Annotated in this window: 15 protein-coding genes and 4 pseudogenes; 10 read left to right on the top strand and 9 right to left on the bottom strand. The window is 73.3% G+C overall.

The features are described from left to right. Positions 1-30: 30 nt before the first annotated feature. Positions 31-603, bottom strand: a complete 573-nt coding sequence (locus tag ACFW6P_RS12715; RefSeq protein WP_386355983.1) for a helix-turn-helix domain-containing protein — start codon at positions 601-603, stop codon at positions 31-33. A 97-nt stretch (positions 604-700) separates the two neighbouring features. Between ACFW6P_RS12715 and ACFW6P_RS12710 the strand changes: the two are divergent. Then, positions 701-1,546 (top strand): annotated as a pseudogene (locus ACFW6P_RS12710) (EamA family transporter). A gap of 10 nt (positions 1,547-1,556) precedes the next feature. Here the strand turns inward: ACFW6P_RS12710 and ACFW6P_RS12705 are convergent. Beyond that, a complete protein-coding gene (locus ACFW6P_RS12705) occupies positions 1,557-2,348 on the bottom strand; it encodes an acyltransferase (RefSeq protein ID WP_386355985.1) in 792 nt (263 codons plus the stop codon). Positions 2,349-2,458: 110 nt separating this feature from the next. On the opposite strand from ACFW6P_RS12705, the gene ACFW6P_RS12700 reads away from it, so the two are divergent. Beyond that, positions 2,459-2,986 carry a gamma carbonic anhydrase family protein gene (locus tag ACFW6P_RS12700; protein WP_386355988.1) on the top strand — a complete coding sequence of 176 codons (528 nt, stop codon included), beginning with the start codon at positions 2,459-2,461 and terminating at the stop codon, positions 2,984-2,986. 15 nt (positions 2,987-3,001) lie between these two features. On the opposite strand, the gene ACFW6P_RS12695 is transcribed toward ACFW6P_RS12700, so the two are convergent. Continuing rightward, positions 3,002-3,625 carry a DedA family protein gene (locus tag ACFW6P_RS12695; RefSeq protein ID WP_386355990.1) on the bottom strand — a complete coding sequence of 208 codons (624 nt, stop codon included), beginning with the start codon at positions 3,623-3,625 and terminating at the stop codon, positions 3,002-3,004. A 72-nt stretch (positions 3,626-3,697) separates the two neighbouring features. Beyond that, positions 3,698-6,082, bottom strand: a complete 2,385-nt coding sequence (locus ACFW6P_RS12690) for a phosphoketolase (protein WP_386355993.1) — start codon at positions 6,080-6,082, stop codon at positions 3,698-3,700. 333 nt (positions 6,083-6,415) lie between these two features. Between ACFW6P_RS12690 and ACFW6P_RS12685 the strand changes: the two are divergent. After that, positions 6,416-6,844: pseudogene (locus ACFW6P_RS12685) on the top strand (UTP--glucose-1-phosphate uridylyltransferase); the annotation flags it as partial. A 63-nt stretch (positions 6,845-6,907) separates the two neighbouring features. On the opposite strand, the gene ACFW6P_RS12680 reads toward ACFW6P_RS12685, so the two are convergent. Next, a complete protein-coding gene (locus ACFW6P_RS12680) occupies positions 6,908-7,360 on the bottom strand; it encodes a DUF4442 domain-containing protein (protein ID WP_386355996.1) in 453 nt (150 codons plus the stop codon). 162 nt (positions 7,361-7,522) lie between these two features. Here ACFW6P_RS12680 and ACFW6P_RS12675 point away from each other — a divergent pair, with 162 nt between their 5' ends. Beyond that, positions 7,523-8,524 carry a hypothetical protein gene (locus ACFW6P_RS12675; RefSeq protein ID WP_386355999.1) on the top strand — a complete coding sequence of 334 codons (1,002 nt, stop codon included), beginning with the start codon at positions 7,523-7,525 and terminating at the stop codon, positions 8,522-8,524. Between the two features lie 40 nt (positions 8,525-8,564). Continuing rightward, positions 8,565-9,899 carry an MFS transporter gene (locus tag ACFW6P_RS12670; RefSeq protein ID WP_386356002.1) on the top strand — a complete coding sequence of 445 codons (1,335 nt, stop codon included), beginning with the start codon at positions 8,565-8,567 and terminating at the stop codon, positions 9,897-9,899. On the opposite strand, the gene ACFW6P_RS12665 is transcribed toward ACFW6P_RS12670, so the two are convergent. The 3 genes and pseudogenes from ACFW6P_RS12665 to ACFW6P_RS12655 all read right to left on the bottom strand — a co-directional run bounded on the left by ACFW6P_RS12665 (position 9,861) and on the right by ACFW6P_RS12655 (position 11,526). Next, entirely contained in the window at positions 9,861-10,706 is an 846-nt protein-coding gene (locus tag ACFW6P_RS12665; RefSeq protein ID WP_386356005.1) for a spermidine synthase, read from the bottom strand. The genes ACFW6P_RS12670 and ACFW6P_RS12665 overlap by 39 nt on opposite strands. Positions 10,707-10,768: 62 nt before the next feature. Continuing rightward, positions 10,769-11,317 (bottom strand): annotated as a pseudogene (locus ACFW6P_RS12660) (EF-Tu/IF-2/RF-3 family GTPase); the annotation flags it as partial. A gap of 5 nt (positions 11,318-11,322) precedes the next feature. After that, complete coding sequence (locus ACFW6P_RS12655) at positions 11,323-11,526, bottom strand: hypothetical protein (RefSeq protein ID WP_386423634.1); 204 nt, start codon at positions 11,524-11,526, stop codon at positions 11,323-11,325. Between the two features lie 37 nt (positions 11,527-11,563). Here ACFW6P_RS12655 and ACFW6P_RS12650 point away from each other — a divergent pair, with 37 nt between their 5' ends. From ACFW6P_RS12650 to lnt, 5 genes and pseudogenes are all read left to right on the top strand, one after another. Beyond that, a complete protein-coding gene (locus ACFW6P_RS12650; protein ID WP_386356011.1) occupies positions 11,564-12,355 on the top strand; it encodes a TVP38/TMEM64 family protein in 792 nt (263 codons plus the stop codon). A gap of 73 nt (positions 12,356-12,428) precedes the next feature. Continuing rightward, positions 12,429-12,666, top strand: a pseudogene (locus tag ACFW6P_RS12645) (transcriptional regulator); the annotation flags it as partial. Positions 12,667-12,824: 158 nt separating this feature from the next. Beyond that, positions 12,825-13,700, top strand: coding sequence for an undecaprenyl-diphosphate phosphatase (locus tag ACFW6P_RS12640; protein WP_386356014.1), 876 nt, complete (start codon positions 12,825-12,827; stop codon positions 13,698-13,700). 96 nt (positions 13,701-13,796) lie between these two features. Next, positions 13,797-13,976 (top strand): hypothetical protein, encoded by a 180-nt coding sequence (locus ACFW6P_RS12635; protein WP_386356016.1) that lies wholly within the window; start codon positions 13,797-13,799, stop codon positions 13,974-13,976. 234 nt (positions 13,977-14,210) lie between these two features. Beyond that, positions 14,211-15,785: an apolipoprotein N-acyltransferase gene (lnt, locus tag ACFW6P_RS12630; protein WP_386356018.1), complete on the top strand. Its 1,575-nt coding sequence runs from the start codon at positions 14,211-14,213 to the stop codon at positions 15,783-15,785. Here the strand turns inward: lnt and ACFW6P_RS12625 are convergent. Beyond that, positions 15,709-16,614: a Gfo/Idh/MocA family protein gene (locus ACFW6P_RS12625; protein WP_386423632.1), complete on the bottom strand. Its 906-nt coding sequence runs from the start codon at positions 16,612-16,614 to the stop codon at positions 15,709-15,711. The two genes, lnt and ACFW6P_RS12625, sit on opposite strands and share 77 nt — an antisense overlap. Positions 16,615-16,625: the final 11 nt, after the last annotated feature.

Below are 16,625 nucleotides of genomic sequence, written 5' to 3'. Positions count from 1 at the left end.
CAAGGGCGAACCGTTTCCGGCCCGGGTGTCTCAGGACACGGGCGGCACCGACACGGCCATGACCATCTCCATCGGCACGTCACCGGTGTTGCCGTAGGTGTGCGGGACGCTCGCCTCGAAGTGGACGCTGGCGCCCGCGGGCACGCGGTGCTCCACACCGTGGACGGTGAGCGTCAGCTCCCCCGCGGTGACGTGGAGGAGTTCGGTCGTGCCGGCCGGGTGCGGGTCCGACGGGCTGCTCTCGCCGGGCATCAGCCGCCAGTCCCACATCTCCAGCGGGCCGGGCGCCTCGGTGCCCGCGAGCAGCCGGTTGTAGCTTCCGGCGTCGGTGTGCCAGAGCCGTACGGCCTGCTCGGCGGGGACGACGCGGACGTTCGGGCCCTGCTCGTGTTCGAGCAGCGTGGTGATGCTGACGCCGAGCGCGTCGCCGATCTTGACGACGGTGCCGAGGCTGGGGTTGGTGCGGGCCTGCTCGATCTGGATGAGCATGCCCCGGCTGACTCCGGCCCGGGCGGCGAGCACGTCCAGGGTGAAGCCGCGCACCGCGCGCCAGTGCTTGACGCTGCGCGCCAGAGACCGGGTCAGCAGGTCGAGGTCCGACACGTTCCGTCCAATATCTTATATGTCACAGCACAAAAAAGTGCACCATGGTGGAGTTGACCTGATCGTTCACCGAACTGTACTGCGAGGCCTCCGTCCCATGACAGCGCTCCTCGCCCTGGCCACCGGCCTGCTGTGGGGGCCGGCCGACTTCGGCGGCGGCCTGCTGACCCGCCGCACGCCGGCGCTCACGGTGGTCGTGGTCTCCCGGTCGGGCGCGGTGGCCGTGCTCGGCGCGGTCGTGGTGGCGACCGGCGGCTGGCGCGAGGCGGGCCCCGAGCTGGTTCGCCGTGGCGGCGGGTCTGGTCGGGCCGGTGGCGATGCTGGCGTTCTACAAGGCGCTGGCGCTCGGCCCGATGGGGGTGGTCTCGCCGCTGGGCTCGATCGGTGTGGCCGTGCCGGTCGGGGTGGATCTGCTGCTGGGCGAGCGCCCCGGCCTGCTGCAGTGCCTCGGCATCCTGGTCGCCGTCACGGGGATCTGCCTCGCCGGCGGCCCCCAGTTCCGCGGTGCGCCCGTCCAGCGCCAGGCCATCGCCCTGACCCTGCTCGCCGCGTTCGGCTTCGGCGCGGTGATGGCCCTGATCGCCGAGGCGTCGAGCACGCTCACGGGGCTGCTCCTCGCGTTGTTCGTGCAGCGGGTGACGAACGTGGCCGTCCGGGCTGTACGTCTCGGTGGCGCGGGGCTCCGGCCCTCCCGGCGGACGGCTTCCCCTGGCGCTCGCTGCCGGCCCTGGCCTTCGTCGGTCTGGCGGACGTCGCCGCGAACGGCACGTACTCGGTCGCCGCGCAGCAGGGCCCGCTGAAGGTGGCCGCCGTGCCGGCCTCGCTCTACCCGGTGGTGACGGCCATGGCGGCGCGCGGTGTGCTGCGCGAACGACTGCGGGCGGTGCAGGCCGCGGGCGCGGACCTGGCGCTGGTGGGGACGGTGCCGCTCGCGTCGGACTGAGCCCGCGGGGTCAGTCCGGCTCCGGTTCCAGCCCGGCCGACACCTCATCGTCCAGCTCCGCCAGGCGCGCCGCCGTCTCCTCGTCCAGCCCGGACAGCGCCCGCAGCTGGTCGGGCGTGACGCCCTCCGGTACGGGCACCGGCGGCGGTGTACGCAGGGGCGGCTGCCAGCCGTCGGCGGGAGTCCAGCGCCGTACGACGCGGGCCGGGGCGCCCGCCACCACGGCGTGGTCCGGCACGGTGCCCCGGACCACCGCGCCCGCGGCGACCACCGCGTTCCGCCCGATCCGGGCGCCCGGCAGGATCACCGCTCCGGTGCCGATCCAGCAGCCGGGCCCTATCTCCACCGGCTCCATCCGGGGCCACTGCCGGCCGATGGGCTCGTGCGGGTCGTCGTAGGAGTGGTTCGTGGAGGTGACGTAGACGTAGGGGCCGACGTAGCAGTCGCTGCCGATCGTGACCGTGGTGTCCGCGATGACGTGGCTGCCGCGGCCCAGCACGACGCCGTCGCCGATGCGCAGGATCGGGTCCGGACCGAGGTCGAGGTCGGGCATCAGACCCGCGGTGAGCGTGACCTGTTCGGCGACGATGCAGTGCGCGCCGACCTGGATCCAGGGCTCGCCGAAGACCGTGCCCAGCGGGAAGGCGAGTCTGGTACCCGTTCCCATCGCGCCGAAGCGGTAGCGCCCGGGGTGCTCGGCGGTGACGGAGCCGGTGCGCCGCACCCAGGCCCAGCCCGCGTGGACGGCGCGCTGCGCGAGGCCGCGCCGCCAGGATGAGAACGTGTTCTTGCGCTTCGGCACCCGCTCACGGTACTCAGCGGTCGCACGTCCCGCGGCGCCGGAGGCCTGTGATCTTCACCCCACCGGGTGACGTACGGTGTGCGCGGTGTCTACGACGTCTGGAGGCGGGCATGGGTCAGCGGGCCATGATCACGGGGATCGGCGGCCGGGAACCGGAGATCGACGGGACGGCCTTCGTGGCGCCGACCGCGTCGGTGATCGGGGGCGTCACGCTGAGCCGGGGGGCGAGCGTCTGGTACGGGGCGGTGCTGCGCGGGGACGTGGAGTCGATCACCGTGGGGGCGGGCAGCAACGTCCAGGACAACTGCACCCTCCACGCCGACCCGGGCTTTCCCGTGCGAGTGGGTGAGCGGGTGAGCATCGGCCACAACGCGGTGGTGCACGGCGCGACCGTCGAGGACGACTGCCTGGTCGGCATGGGTGCCACGGTGCTGAACGGCGCGGTGATCGGGACCGGCTCCCTGGTCGCCGCACAGGCGCTGGTGCCGCAGGGCATGGTGGTGCCGCCCGGTTCCCTCGTCGCGGGCGTCCCGGCCAGGGTCAAGCGGCCGTTGACGGAGGAGGAGCGGCAGGGCGTCACCCTCAACGGCACGATGTACGCCGAGCTGGCGCAGGCGCACCGGGACGTGCACGCGTAGGCGGGCTGGGCGGCACTACTCCGCGGCGGGCACCGGCTGGGCCTTCTTCGCCTTGCGCTTGATCACCAGCATGGACGTCAGACCCACCAGGACCGCCGCCACCAGGCCGAGCCACGAGAAGCGCTTCAGCCAGGACTCCGCGACGATGCCGACGTAGTAGATGACCGCCGTCGTGCCGCCGGCCCAGAGGATGCCGCCGAGGACGTTGGCGATGAGGAACTTCCAGTACGGCATGCGCAGGACGCCTGCGAGCGGGCCCGCGAAGATGCGCAGCAGGGCGACGAAGCGGCCGAAGAAGACGGCCCACATGCCCCACTTCTCGAAGGAGCGCTCCGCGGTGGCGATGTGGCCCTCGCTGAAGTGCTTGGGGAACTTCTTGCCCAGCCAGGCGAGAAGGGGACGGCCTCCCCTGCGGCCGATCGCGTAGCCGATGGAGTCGCCGATGATCGCGCCGGCCGTGGCGCTGGCGCCCAGCACGACCGGATCGATGTCACCGTGCTGGGACGCCAGCAGCGCTGAGGAGACCAGGATGATCTCGCCCGGCAGCGGGATGCCCAGGCTCTCCAGGCCGATGACCAGCCCCACCAGCGCGTAGACGGCCACCGCGGGTACGGTGTCGAGCCACTCCTGGACGTGCAACGCCGGTTCCTTTCCCTGAGCTTCCCTGCGGGCACGGGAAGCCTACCGGCTCCTCGAGACGTCCCCCGCGGCTCAGGCGTTCCAGCTCCACTCGGCCACCTCGGGCAGGTCGGTGCCGTGTTCACGGATCCAGGCGTGGTGGCGGGTGCGGGCGTCGGCCATCTGCTGGCGCACGGCGGTGGCGCGCACCGCGAGACCCGGGACGCGGTCGATGACGTCCATCACCAGGCGGTAGCGGTCGAGGTCGTTGCGGACCACCATGTCGAACGGCGTGGTCGTGGTCCCGGCCTCCTTGTAGCCGCGCACGTGCAGGTTCCGGTGGCCGGTGCGGCGGTAGGCCAGGCGGTGGATCAGCCAGGGGTAGCCGTGGTAGGCGAAGATGACCGGCTTGTCCGTGGTGAACAGTCCGTCGTACTCGAAGTCGCCCATGCCGTGCGGGTGCTCCTCCCGGGGCAGCAGCCGGGCCAGGTCGACGACGTTCACCACCCGGACGGACAGCTCGGGCAGGTGCCGCCGCAGCAGGTGCGCCGCCGCGAGGGTCTCCTGGGTGGGGACGTCGCCCGCGCAGGCCAGGACGACGTCGGGCTCGGTGCCGTCCTCCGTGCCGGCCCACTCCCAGATCCCGGCGCCGCGGGCGCAGTGCACCCGGGCCTCGTCCATGGACAGCCAGTCGAAGCAGGGCTGCTTGCCGGCCACGATGACGTTGACGTAGTCCCGGCTGCGCAGCGCGTGGTCGGCCACGGACAGCAGGGTGTTGGCGTCCGGCGGCAGGTAGACCCGCACGACCTCGGGGCTCTTGTTGAGGACGTGGTCGACGAAGCCGGGGTCCTGGTGGGAGAAGCCGTTGTGGTCCTGCCGCCACACGTGGGAGGTCAGCAGGTAGTTGAGGGAGGCGATGGGCGCCCTCCAGGGCAGGCCGCGGGAGGTGCGCAGCCATTTGATGTGCTGGTTGACCATCGAGTCGACGATGTGCACGAACGCCTCGTAGCAGGAGAACAGTCCGTGCCGGCCGGTGAGGAGGTAGCCCTCCAGCCAGCCCTGGCAGACGTGCTCGGAGAGGATCTCCATGACGCGGCCGTGCGGGTCCAGGTGCTCGTCGACGGGGAGGGTCGCGGCCTGCCAGGCCTTGCCGCTGGCGTCGAAGACGGCCTGGAGCCGGTTGGAGGCGGTCTCGTCCGGGCCGACCAGGCGGAAGTCGCGCCGGCCGGCGGTGTCGCGCATGACCCGGGCGAGCAGGTCGCCGAGGACGCGGGTGGGCTCGTGCAGGGTCGTGCCCGGTTTGTCGACGGGCACGGCGAAGTCGTCCAGGGAGGGGATCGGCAGGTCCCGCACGAGCAGTCCGCCGTTGGCGTGCGGGGTGGCGCCGAGCCGCCTGGTGCCCTCGGGCACGCAGGCGAGGACGTCCGCGACCGGGCGGCCCCCGGCGTCGAACAGTTCCTCCGGCCGGTACGAGCGCAGCCAGCTCTCCAGCTGCCGCAGGTGCTCGGGGTTGTCGCGGACGCCGGACAGCGGCACCTGGTGCGCCCGCCAGGTGCCCTCGACCGGTGTGCCGTCGACCTCGTGCGGCCCGGTCCAGCCCTTCGGGGTGCGCAGCACGATCACCGGCCAGCGCGGGCGTTCGGTCGCGCCCCGCTCGCGGGCCGCGCCCTGCGCTTCGGCGATGCGGTCGAGGGCGGTGTCCATCGCCCCGGCCATCGCGCGGTGCACGGCGGCCGGGTCGTCGCCGGTGACGTGGATCGGCTCGTGGCCGTAACCGCGCAGCAGGGCGTCGAGTTCCGCCTCGGGCAGCCGGGACAGCACGGTCGGGTTGGCGATCTTGTAGCCGTTGAGGTGGAGGATCGGCAGCACCGCGCCGTCGTTCACCGGGTCGAGGAACTTGTTGGCGTGCCAGGAGGCGGCCAGCGGGCCCGTCTCGGCCTCGCCGTCGCCGATCACACAGGCCACCAGCAGGTCCGGGTTGTCGAGCGCGGCACCGTAGGCGTGGGCGAGGGAGTAGCCGAGCTCGCCGCCCTCATGGATCGAGCCGGGCACCTCCGGGGCCACGTGGCTGGGCACGCCGCCGGGGAACGAGAACTGCCGCATCAGCAGCTCCATGCCCTGCGCGTCCCGGGACACGTCCGGGAACTTCTCGCTGTAACTGCCCTCCAGCCACGCGTTGGCGAGCACCGACGGCCCGCCGTGGCCCGGGCCCCAGATGCACAGGGCCTCCAGGCCGCGCCGGCCGATGACGCGGTTCAGGTGGGTGTACACGAGGTTCAGCCCGGGTGAGGTGCCCCAGTGGCCGAGGAGTCGTGGCTTGATGTGCTCGGGCCGCAGCGGCTCGGTCAGCAGCGGGTTCGCCAGCAGGTAGATCTGACCGGCCGCCAGGTAGTTGGCGGCCCGCCAGTGGGCGTCGAGCGTGCGCAGTTCCTCGTCGGTCAGTGCGATCGGGCGGTCCTGGCGCGGGGCCTCGGGCATTTTGTGACTCCCTCAGTTCTGCGGCGGCCTCAGGAGGAGTACCAGTCTGTTCCGATTCGATGCCAGGCGCCTCTCGGCCATGCGTCACCCGGCCGAGCGGTCCCGGCCACCCACCCTCGCGGCGATCCGCGACCGCCGGGCCGGGCCGGACGCGGCGACCGGCGCCTGGGCTGCGGCGGAACGGTCAGGAGTCGGCAGGTGCGTCGCCGCACGGGTAACGTCAGGTGCGGCGTCCCAGCGACCCGCCTACGGCTGCTCCTTCTGCCTCTCCTCGTCGCCGCTCCCCTTCGGAGTGCCCCTCTTCGCCTCCCCCGAGTCCCCGGACACGCCGCGCTCCCTCGGGAGCGGATCCACCGCTACGGCTGCGCCGCCGTCGAGGCGACCGGCGCGGACGACGTCGTCCGCGTCGCCGGACTGGTCGAGAAGCGGGCTCCGCACCTCACTCCGAGCCGCTACGCGGTCATCGGCCGCCACGTCCTCGATCCGGCGGTCCTCGACGTGCCGGAGCGCACACCGCCGGGCCGCGGCGGCGAGATCCAGCTGACCCACGCCCTCCAGGAGATGGCCGCCGGGGGCACGGTGTGCGGCGTTGTCTTCGGGGGTCCGCGCCACGACACCGGCGACAAGGCCGACTACCTGCGCGCGGTGGTCCGGATGGCCTGCGAACGCCCGGACCTGGGGCCGCGGTTCACGGCCTGGCTCAAGGAGTACGCGGCCGGGCTGGACGCGGCGCGGCCCACGCGGCGGGAGGCCGCCGCGTGACGTGCGGCAGGCCCCGGCACCCGGCCGGGGCTCCAGGTCCGCGCACCTGGCGCGGCTGCCGGATCAGCCGTTGGGGCGCAGCGTCCACACCACGGTCATCTCGCCCGTCACCGCGCCGTCGGCCCGCTGGAGGGCGATGGTCACCGGGAACTCCGGGCGCTCGCCGGCGTCCAGCTCGGCGACGACGTCGGCGGCCGGGCGGCCGAGCGTGGCCGTCGCGGTGACCGCGCCCATCGCCAGCTTCCTGTAGGCGATCTCGGCGCTCACGGCCAGCGGGACGGCCCGCGAGAGCTGGTCCCCGAACGCGGCCAGCACGATCGCCCCGCTCGCGGACTCGCCGAGTGTGAACATCGCGCCGGCGTGCGGCCCGCCCACGTGGTTGTGGTACTCGCTCTGGTCCGGCAGGAAGACCACCGCGCGCTCCGGCGTGGTCTCGAGGAACTCGAGGTTCAGGGTCCGGGCCATGGGGACCGTGGCGGCGAGCATCTCGCCGATGGACATCTGGTCTGCGCTCATGGCCGCATGTTACTAACGGGTAGAGAGGGCTGGCCAGGCTCTGTGACGACCGCCGCACCGGGCCGGGGCGCATCCGTGCGCGCCGCCTCGTCCGCGGGTTGCTACGTTGCCGTCCACGGGCGGTGACCGAATCGTGTCGCGGCGCGGCTAGGGTGACTGCCCATGTGGCCAGGACAGCAGCCGCCCGGGGGCGAGCAGAACCCGCAGACGAACAACCCCTACCAGCAGCCGGGGTACCAGCAGCCGAATCCGTATCAGCAGCCGGGCTATCAGCAGCCGCCCACCGCGCACGGGCAGCAGCCGCAGTGGGGTGCACCCGCGCCCGCCGGCGCGCCGCAGCCCCCACAGGGCGGTGGTGGCGGCAACCGGACCAAGCTGATCGCGATCATCGCGGCCACGACGGTGGTGGTGGCGGCCGGTGTCACCGGCTTCCTGGTGCTGGGCGGTGAGAAGGACGACACCGCGGACGACGGCAAGAAGGCCACGACCTCCCCGAGCCCGTCGGCCGAGCCGAGCGCGCCCGCCTCGGGTGACAACCCGCGCGGCGGTGAGGACGCGAAGCCCACCGTCAAGGGCTGGAAGGTCGTCATCAACCCCAAGTGGGGCACGGCGTTCGACGTCCCGCCGGACTGGGAGGTGGAGTCCCCGACGATGTCCGTCGGCTTCGAGGACAAGAAGTCGGACGACGCCAAGCCGCTGATCGTGATGTCGGCGCCGGCCTTCTACAAGTCCGAGTGGTGCAAGAGCGACGACAACAAGGACGGCAACAGCGAGACCACGTCCCTGGCCGGTGCCGGCACCAAGGGCGCGAACGGCGCGAAGAGCACCGACGAGGTCGCGGTCAACCAGGTGGCCTGGTGGGTCTACGGCGGCTACACCCAGCCGGACAAGAAGAGCATCAAGAACGACGAGAAGGCCGAGCCCTACACCACCACGTCGGGTGTGAAGGGCAGCATGGCCTGGGCCTGGTCGGAGAACACCCCCGCCAAGGGCAAGTGCGCGAGTGACGGCAAGGCGGTCACGTTCGGCTTCAAGAACTCCGCCGGTGACTTCGTCTCATGGAACTTCTACGGGGCCAAGGGCGTCGAGGAAGAGGTGCCCAAGGAGACCATCATGAAGATCCTCAGCACGGTCCGGCTGCACGGCGAGCCCACCGGAGGCTGACCTTCGGGCCGGGCCCGCCCCGGGGCGGGCCCGGCCGTGTTTGGCGGGAGCGCCCCCGTCCGGCGATAGTCAGCCGGTGACATCCCCCACCGCCACCTCCCGCAGGCCCGCCTGGGCCGGCCGCAACTACTCCCTGCTGACCGCGGCAGCGGTCGTCACCAACCTGGGCAGCCAGGGCGCCCTGGTGGCGTCGGCGTTCGCCGTGCTGGAGTCGGGGGGCGACGGCGGCGACGTCGGTCTGGTCGCGGCGGCGCGGACGCTCCCGCTGGTGCTGTTCCTGCTGATCGGCGGCGCGGTGGCGGACCGGCTGCCCCGGCACCATGTGATGGTCGCGGCCAACGCCCTGAACTGCCTCTCGCAGGCCGCCTTCGCCGCCCTCGTGCTGACCGGCGACGCCCTGTTGTGGCAGATGATGCTGCTCTCCGCGCTCGGCGGCACCGGCCAGGCCTTCTTCGGCCCGGCCGCCGAGGGCATGCTGATGTCGTCCGTCGAGGGCGAGCAGGCGGGCCGCGCGTTCGCGGTGTTCCGGATGGCGATGCAGGGCGCGGCCCTGGGCGGTGCGGCCCTCGGCGGTGCCATGGTCGCCGTGATCGGGCCCGGCTGGGTGCTCGCGGCGGACGCGGCGGCCTTCGCGGTCGCGGGGGCCCTGCGGGCCTTCCTCGACGTCGGCCACATCCCGCCGCGCGCTCCGGGCGGCGGTCTGCTCGCCGACCTGCGGGACGGCTGGCGGGAGTTCGCCGGCCGGCCGTGGCTGTGGGGCATCGTCGTCCAGTTCTCCCTCGCCAACGCGGTGGTCGCCGCCGCCGACGCCGTCTACGGTCCGCTCGTCGCCCGCGACCACCTCGGCGGCGCGGGCCCCTGGGGGCTCGCCCTGGGCGCGTTCGGGGCGGGCACCGTCGCCGGGGCGGTGCTGATGACCCGCTGGAAGCCGCGCCGTCTGCTGCTGGCCGGCACGGTCTGCGTCTTCCCGCTGGCCCTGCCCTCGGCCGCCCTCGCCGTCCCGGTGCCCGTCGGCTGGCTGCTGGTGGTGATGTTCGTCGCCGGCGCGACCGTGGAGGTGTTCGGCGTGTCCTGGATGACGGCCCTGCACCAGGAGATCCCCGAGGAGAAGCTCTCCCGTGTCTCGTCGTACGACTGGTTCGGCTCGGTCGCCCTGGTGCCGCTCGCCACGGCCGCGGCCGGTCCCGCGGAGGAGGCGTTCGGGCGTACGGCGGCCCTGTGGGGCTGCGCCGGGCTGGTCGTCCTGGTGACGGCGGCCGTGCTGTGCGTCCCGGACGTCCGCAACCTGCGGCGCAGGACCACCTACGTCACGCAGGGCGGTACCGCCGAGGCCCCGTCAGCCGATGCCGAAGGCCCCGTCGGGGGGCTCGGGTGACGGCACGGCGTCCTCGTCCCGCACGGGTCGCGCCCCGTCGATGAACTGCCGCAGCGCGGCGCCGTGTTCGACGCGGGCCGGAAAGGCGTCGCCGGCCGTGAGGCGGGTGAGGGCGGCGACGTCCACCGGCCGGTGCCCGGCGACGAGCACGGCGTTCCCGAACCGCCGTCCCCGCAGGACCCCGGGTTCGGCGATCAGCGCGAGCTCCTCGAAGACCGTGGCCAGCGTGGCGAGTTGGGACCGCAGGAAGGCGAAGGGCGCGGCATCGGGAAGGTTGGCGAGGTACACCCCGCCCTCCCGCAGGACCCGCGCGGCCTCGATTGCGAAGGCGACGGACGTGAGGTGCGCCGGGACCCGGGAGCCGCCGAAGACGTCGGCGACGATGACGTCGGCGACGTCTGCGGGGGCCTTCTCCACCCACTCCCGCGCGTCCGCGGCGTGCAGCGCGACACCGGCTCCCTCGGGAAGCGGCAGGTGCTCGGCCACCAGTTCCAGCAGCCCGGCGTCGGCCTCGACGACGTCCTGCCGCGAACCCGGCCGGGTCGCGGCGACGTACCGCGGCAGGGTCAGCGCCCCGCCCCCGAGGTGCACCACGTCCAGCGCCCGCCCCGGCTCACCGAGGACGTCCAGCACGTGCCCGAGCCGCCGCGCGTACTCGAACTCCAGGTGCGCGGGGTCGTCCAGATCGACGTAGGACTGCGGCGCCCCGTCGACGGTCAGCAGCCAGGCCCGCTCCCGGTCGACGTCGGGCATGAGCCTGGCGGTGCCGTGGTCGGTGGTCCGGCTCACGGGGATGGCGTCCTTCACCCCTCCATTGTGCGGGCGGGCGGCGCGGGGGACCGCCGGTAGACCGGCGGTCCCCCGCCACCTCAGTCCACCGAGGTCACGGTCCCCGCCCCCACGGTCCGCCCGCCCTCACGGACGGCGAACCCGAGTCCCGCCTCCAGCGGCACCTCACGCCCCAGCTCCACGGTCATGACGACCGTGTCACCGGGCCGGGCCACCGCCGCCTCGCCGAGGTCGACGTCCCCCACCACGTCCGCCGTACGGATGTAGAACTGCGGCCGGTACCCGCTGGAGACGGGCGTCGTACGCCCGCCCTCCCGGGCGGACAGCACGTACACCTGCGCGGTGAAGCGGCGACTGGGCACGACGCTGCCCGGCTCGGCCACGACATGCCCCCGCCGGACGGCGTCCCGGGGAACCCCGCGCAGCAGCATCGCCACGCTGTCCCCGGCCTGCGCCTCCTCCATCGGCTTGCCGAAGGTCTCCAGGCCCGTCACCACGGTCTCCAGGTCCGCGCCGAGCACCTCGACCCGGTCCCCGACCCGCACCACACCGCGTTCCACCGCACCGGTCACGACGGTCCCCCGGCCGGTGATGGTCAGCACGTTCTCCACCGGCAGCAGGAACGGCGCGTGGGTCAGCTTCGGGCGCCGTCGGCAACGGCCGTGACGGTGACGACGGCAGCCTTCGGGGCATCCGTGACGACGGATGCTGCGAGGGCGAAGGCGTGCCGGACCATGACGCCGATCATCGCCGACGTCTTTTCCCACGTCGAACGGTTTTCTCCGACTGGACCGAGGCGCCGGACCCGGGTTCCCGTGACGCCGGTGAGACGGACCATACGGCGATCACACACATATGTCGGTTAGTGTCACCGGATGCTCGATGCCACCACCCGCTCTGGGGGCACGGCCACGGCCTCTCCCCGGGCCGCCACCGCGGAACTCGCCGTCGCCGCGTCCCCGGCCACGACCGTCTCGACCGCCCCACCCAGCGGTTTCGCCGCCCGCTGCACCAGAGTCCTGCTGTCCCCGTGGTCCCGGCTGTCGCTGCTCGTCGCGCTGCTCGCCGCGGGCGGTTGCATGGTGCTGCTGTTCGAGCCGCAGCGGCTGCTGACCGAGGGTCTGCCGCCGCAGTTCGGCGGCGCCGCCGCCGCGGCGGTGTTCGCGGTGGTGTACGGCCTGTGCACGGTGGCGTTCGTGCCGAGGCCGCTGCTGAACCTCGCGGGGGGTGCCCTCTTCGGCTCGCAGCTGGGCCTGGGTGTGACCCTGGCGGGCACGGTGCTGGGTGCCGGGATCGCCTTCTGTCTGGGCCGGGCGCTGGGCCAGGACGCTCTGCGGCCCCTGCTGCGGGGCCGCTTGCTGACGGCCGTGGACGGCCAGCTCAGCCGGCACGGCTTCCGTTCGGTGCTGGCGCTGCGGCTGTTCCCCGGGGTGCCGTTCTGGGCGGCGAACTACTGCGCGTCCTTCTCCCGCATGGGCCTGCTGCCGTTCCTGCTGGCCACCGGCCTCGGCTCGATCCCGAACACCGCCGCCTACGCGGTCGCCGGCGCCCGCGCCTCCACGCCGACGTCCCCCGCCTTCCTGATCGCCCTGGCCTGCATCGCCCTGCCCGCGCTGGCGGGCGTGGTGGTGGCCTGGCGCAAACGGCACCGCCTGCGCCGGTTCTGAGGCACCGCCGTACCGGCCGGGCACACAGCCGTTCGAGCGACCTGGTCGACGGTGCCCCCGATGCGGCCGGCCGGTCCGCGACACCGGCGCCCCGCGCGACCTCCTCGCCACCCGGCTGCGGCCGTCGTGGACGCCGGGATCCTGGCCAGGGCGCTCTGCAGCGAGCGCCCGATGAGCCGGAGCACTCCTGCGGCCGGCCCCCCGCCCCGGCCGTCGTCTGCCGGGCCCGCGGCGACGAGGTGCGGCACGAGGACCTCACCGCCCGCCCGCAGGCGCCCGGCTGGACGGCGACGGGGCCGACGGCGGCCTGACCCCCGCTCCCCGCCGGGCGTCCGGAACCCCCGTGTCGGGGCCGTCATCCGGGGGCGCTACTCTTCCCCCTCAGCACACCTCATCACCCGCCCTCGCAGTCGGCGGCCCGGTGTGCCCCTCGTCCGTCCCACGATCGGCACTTGGACTCCGCTACCTCATGTCTTGGTTCGAATCACTCATCCTCGGACTCGTCCAGGGGCTGACCGAGTTCCTCCCCGTCTCCTCCAGCGCGCACCTGCGCCTGACGGCGGCCTTCTCGGGATGGGAGGACCCGGGCGCGGCCTTCACCGCGATCACCCAGATCGGCACGGAGGCCGCCGTGCTGATCTACTTCCGCAAGGACATCGGACGGATCCTGTCGGCGTGGACGCGCTCGCTCACCGACAAGTCGCTGCGCGGCGACCCCGACGCGCGGATGGGCTGGCTCGTCATCGTCGGCTCGATCCCGATCGGCGTGCTGGGCGTGACCCTGAAGGACCAGATCGAGGGGCCGTTCCGCGACCTGCGGATCACCGCGACCATGCTGATCGGCATGGGCATCGTCCTCGGCGTCGCCGACCGGCTCGCGGCGCGGGACGAGAGCGGCGGACGGCACCGCGCCCCCAAGCAGCGCAAGGCCCTGGAGGACCTGGGCGTACGGGACGGCCTGATCTACGGCGTGTGCCAGGCCATGGCGCTCATCCCGGGCGTCTCCCGCTCCGGCGCCACCATCAGCGGCGGCCTGTTCATGGGGTACAAGCGCGAGGCCGCGGCCCGCTACTCCTTCCTGCTCGCCATCCCCGCGGTGCTCGCCTCCGGCCTGTTCGAGCTCAAGGACGCCACGGAGGGCGGCCATGTCTCGTGGGGGCCGACGATCCTGGCGACGGTCATCGCCTTCGGTGTCGGGTACGCCGTCATCGCGTGGTTCATGAAGTTCATCTCGACCAAGAGCTTCATGCCCTTCGTCTGGTACCGCATCGCGCTCGGCATCCTCATCATCGTGCTGGTCGGCACGGGTGCGCTGAGCCCGCACGCGGGTGAGTCGGCGCACTGACGCGGCCGGTGTGACCGCGGTCTCGTGACCAACCGCATATCGCCCGGGTAGCCGTCCGGTAGCGGGCTGTCAGTGCCTGCCCCTACGCTTGTCCGCATGTCCCCCGATTCCGTGACCCCTGGTTCCGTGCGGTCCGCTGCCGAGGTCAACGAGGAGATCCGTGCGCTCTGGCGGCGCACGGGCGGCACCCTGTCGGCCGAGGAGCGCGCGGAGTACGAGCTGCTCGTCGTCGAGTGGGCTGCCGCGATCCGCAGCGGCGTCGCCAGGGCGGCCTGAGCGCCCGCCCTGCCCCGCTGCTCCCGCCCGGCCTTCCCCGCTGTTCCCGCCCGTCCTTCCCCGGATCTCCCGCCCCGACGCCCGCCTCTGCGGCTGAGCGACGTGGCCGCCCGCGAGGAGCGGCGACGCCTCCCGGGACGGCGGACGGCACCTGTGGTCAACTGACACCCGGCGTCACTGTCCTAGATCGTCCATAGGGCGCACACTGGAGGCACCGCGGGGTAGGAGGCGCCTATGAAGACGCTCGGCCATTGGCTCGCCTCCCCCTGGCGGCGTTCGGCCGCCGCCGCGGTCGCGGGCGCCCTCCCGGTCCTCGCCTTTCCCGCCCCGGCCTTGTGGTGGTGGGCCTACGTCGCCCTGGTCCCCTGGCTCCTGCTGCTGCGCACCGCGCCCACCGGCAGGCGCGCGGTGTTCGACGGCTGGTGCGGCGGCTTCGGCTTCATGCTGGCCATGCACCACTGGCTGCTGCCGAGCCTCCACGTCTTCACGTTCGTCATCGCCGCCCTGCTCGGGGCGCTGTGGGCCCCGTGGGGCTGGATGGTGCGCCGTCTGCTGGGCGGCAGCCCGGCGCGGAGCCGGGTCGCGGCGGCGCTGCTGGTCCTGCCCTCGGGGTGGCTGGGTGCGGAGCTGGTCCGCTCCTGGCAGGGCCTCGGCGGTCCCTGGGGCATGCTGGGCAGCAGCCAGTGGCAGGTCGAACCGGCGCTGCGGCTGGCCTCGGTCGGCGGGGTGTGGCTGCTGAGCTTCCTGGTCGTGGCCCTGAACGTCGCCGTCGCCGTGCTGATCGCCCTCCCACAGGCCCGGATGCCCGCCATGATCGGGCTCCTCGCCACCGCCGTCGCCACCTCGGCCGCCTGGACCCTCGCGCCGCGTCCCGCCGTCGACGGCCGGGTCAGGATCGCCGTCGTGCAGCCGGGCGTCGTCGACGGCCCCCGCAGCGCGGACCGCCGGTTCGCGCGCGAGGAGCAGCTCACCCGGCAACTCGCCGGGCGGGATCTCGACCTGATCGTCTGGGGCGAGAGCAGCGTGGGCTTCGATCTCGGGGACCGGCCCGACCTCGCCCGCCGCCTCGCCGACCTGTCCCGCGAGACGAACACCGACATCCTGGTCAACGTGGACGCCCGGCGCTCCGACAAACCCGGCATCTACAAGAGCTCCGTCCTGGTCGGCCCCGACGGCCTGACCGGCCAGCGCTACGACAAGATGCGGCTGGTGCCCTTCGGCGAGTACGTCCCCGCCCGTTCCCTGCTCGGCTGGGCCACCTCCGTCGGCAAGGCCGCGGGCGAGGACCGCCGGCGCGGCTCGCAGCAGGTCGTCATGAACGTCGGGGACGGCCTGCGCATCGGCCCGATGGTGTGCTTCGAGACCGCCTTCCCGGACATGACCCGCCACCTGGCCAGGGAAGGCGCCGACGTGCTGGTCGGCCAGTCGGCGACCTCCACGTTCCAGCACAGCTGGGCGCCCGGGCAGCACGCCTCCCTCGCCGCCCTGCGCGCCGCCGAGACCGGCCGCCCCATGGTCCACTCGACCCTGACCGGCGTCTCGGCCGTCTACGGCCCGGACGGACGGCCCGTCGGATCACGCCTCGGCACGGACGCCTCCGCCACGAGCGTCTACGACGTCCCCCTGGCCCACGGCACCACGCCCTACGTCCGGCTCGGCGACTGGACCGTGCACGCGGCCATGCTGGTGCTCGCCGCCTGGGCCGCCGGCGAGGGCGTGCGGAGCGTGCGGCTCAGGCGCTCTGCTCCAGAATCGCCCGTACCACCCGCTCGCACAGGTCGTGGGTCTCCAGCGCGTCCCGGGCGCTGAGCATCCTGCCCGCACGGACCGCGTCCAGGAACGCCAGCACCGCCTGCTCGATCCCGCGCTGCCGGGCCACCGGCACCCAGTCGCCGCGCCGCCGCACGGTCGGCTGGCCCTTGTGGTCGACGACCTCGGCGAGGTTGACCACCTGCCGCTTGGTGTCCTGACCGGAGACCTCAAGGATCTCCTCGGCCGAGCCGCTGAGCCGGTTCATCACACCGAGTGCGGTGAAGCCGTCCCCGGCGAGCTGGAGCACCACGTGGTGCAGCAGGCCGTCCCGGACGCCAGCGCGCACGGTCACGTCGTCGATCGCGCCGGGCGCCAGGAACCGCAGGGTGTCGACGACGTGGATGAAGTCGTCGAGGATCATCGCGCGCGGCTCCTCCGGCAGCCCGACGCGGTTCTTCTGCATGAGGATCAGCTCGCGCGGATGGTCGGCGCACTGCGTGTAGCCCGGGGCGTGGCGCCGGTTGAACCCCACGGCGAGGCTCACGCCCCGCTCCTCGGCGAGATCCACCAGCCGCGCGGAGTCCTCCAGCCTGTAGGCGAGCGGCTTGTCGACGTAGGTCGGGACTCCCGCCTCCAGCAGCCGCGTCACGATCTCCGGGTGGACGTGCGTGGGAGCGTGCACGAAGGCGGCGTCGAGACCGGCCGCGAGCAGGGAGTCGAGGCCCGTGTGCCGCCGCTCCGCCGGGATGTGCAGGCCCTCGCCGACCCGGTCGAGCGTGGCGGGCGCAAGGGTCTGCAGATGCAGCTCGACCCCCGGCTGGAAGGCGAGGACCGGAAGGTAGGCCTTCTGCGCGATGTCGCCGAGTCCGATGCAGCCGACCTTCACGTGGCGCGCTC

The sequence above is a fragment of the Streptomyces sp. NPDC058741 genome, assembly GCF_042746715.1.
In the GTDB taxonomy this organism is placed as follows: domain Bacteria; phylum Actinomycetota; class Actinomycetes; order Streptomycetales; family Streptomycetaceae; genus Streptomyces.
This window is presented reverse-complemented; position numbering and strand designations above follow the sequence as displayed.

Excerpts from the sequence above, each read along its gene's own strand:
- ACFW6P_RS12700 (WP_386355988.1), top strand. The coding sequence starts at position 2,459 with ATGGGTCAGCGGGCCATGATCACGGGGATCGGCGGCCGGGAACCGGAG.
- ACFW6P_RS12690 (WP_386355993.1), bottom strand. The coding sequence starts at position 6,082 with ATGCCCGAGGCCCCGCGCCAGGACCGCCCGATCGCACTGACCGACGAG.
- ACFW6P_RS12680 (WP_386355996.1), bottom strand. The coding sequence starts at position 7,360 with ATGAGCGCAGACCAGATGTCCATCGGCGAGATGCTCGCCGCCACGGTC.
- ACFW6P_RS12675 (WP_386355999.1), top strand. The coding sequence starts at position 7,523 with ATGTGGCCAGGACAGCAGCCGCCCGGGGGCGAGCAGAACCCGCAGACG.
- ACFW6P_RS12655 (WP_386423634.1), bottom strand. The coding sequence starts at position 11,526 with ATGGTCCGTCTCACCGGCGTCACGGGAACCCGGGTCCGGCGCCTCGGT.
- ACFW6P_RS12650 (WP_386356011.1), top strand. The coding sequence starts at position 11,564 with ATGCTCGATGCCACCACCCGCTCTGGGGGCACGGCCACGGCCTCTCCC.
- ACFW6P_RS12640 (WP_386356014.1), top strand. The coding sequence starts at position 12,825 with ATGTCTTGGTTCGAATCACTCATCCTCGGACTCGTCCAGGGGCTGACC.
- ACFW6P_RS12635 (WP_386356016.1), top strand. The coding sequence starts at position 13,797 with ATGTCCCCCGATTCCGTGACCCCTGGTTCCGTGCGGTCCGCTGCCGAG.
- lnt (WP_386356018.1), top strand. The coding sequence starts at position 14,211 with ATGAAGACGCTCGGCCATTGGCTCGCCTCCCCCTGGCGGCGTTCGGCC.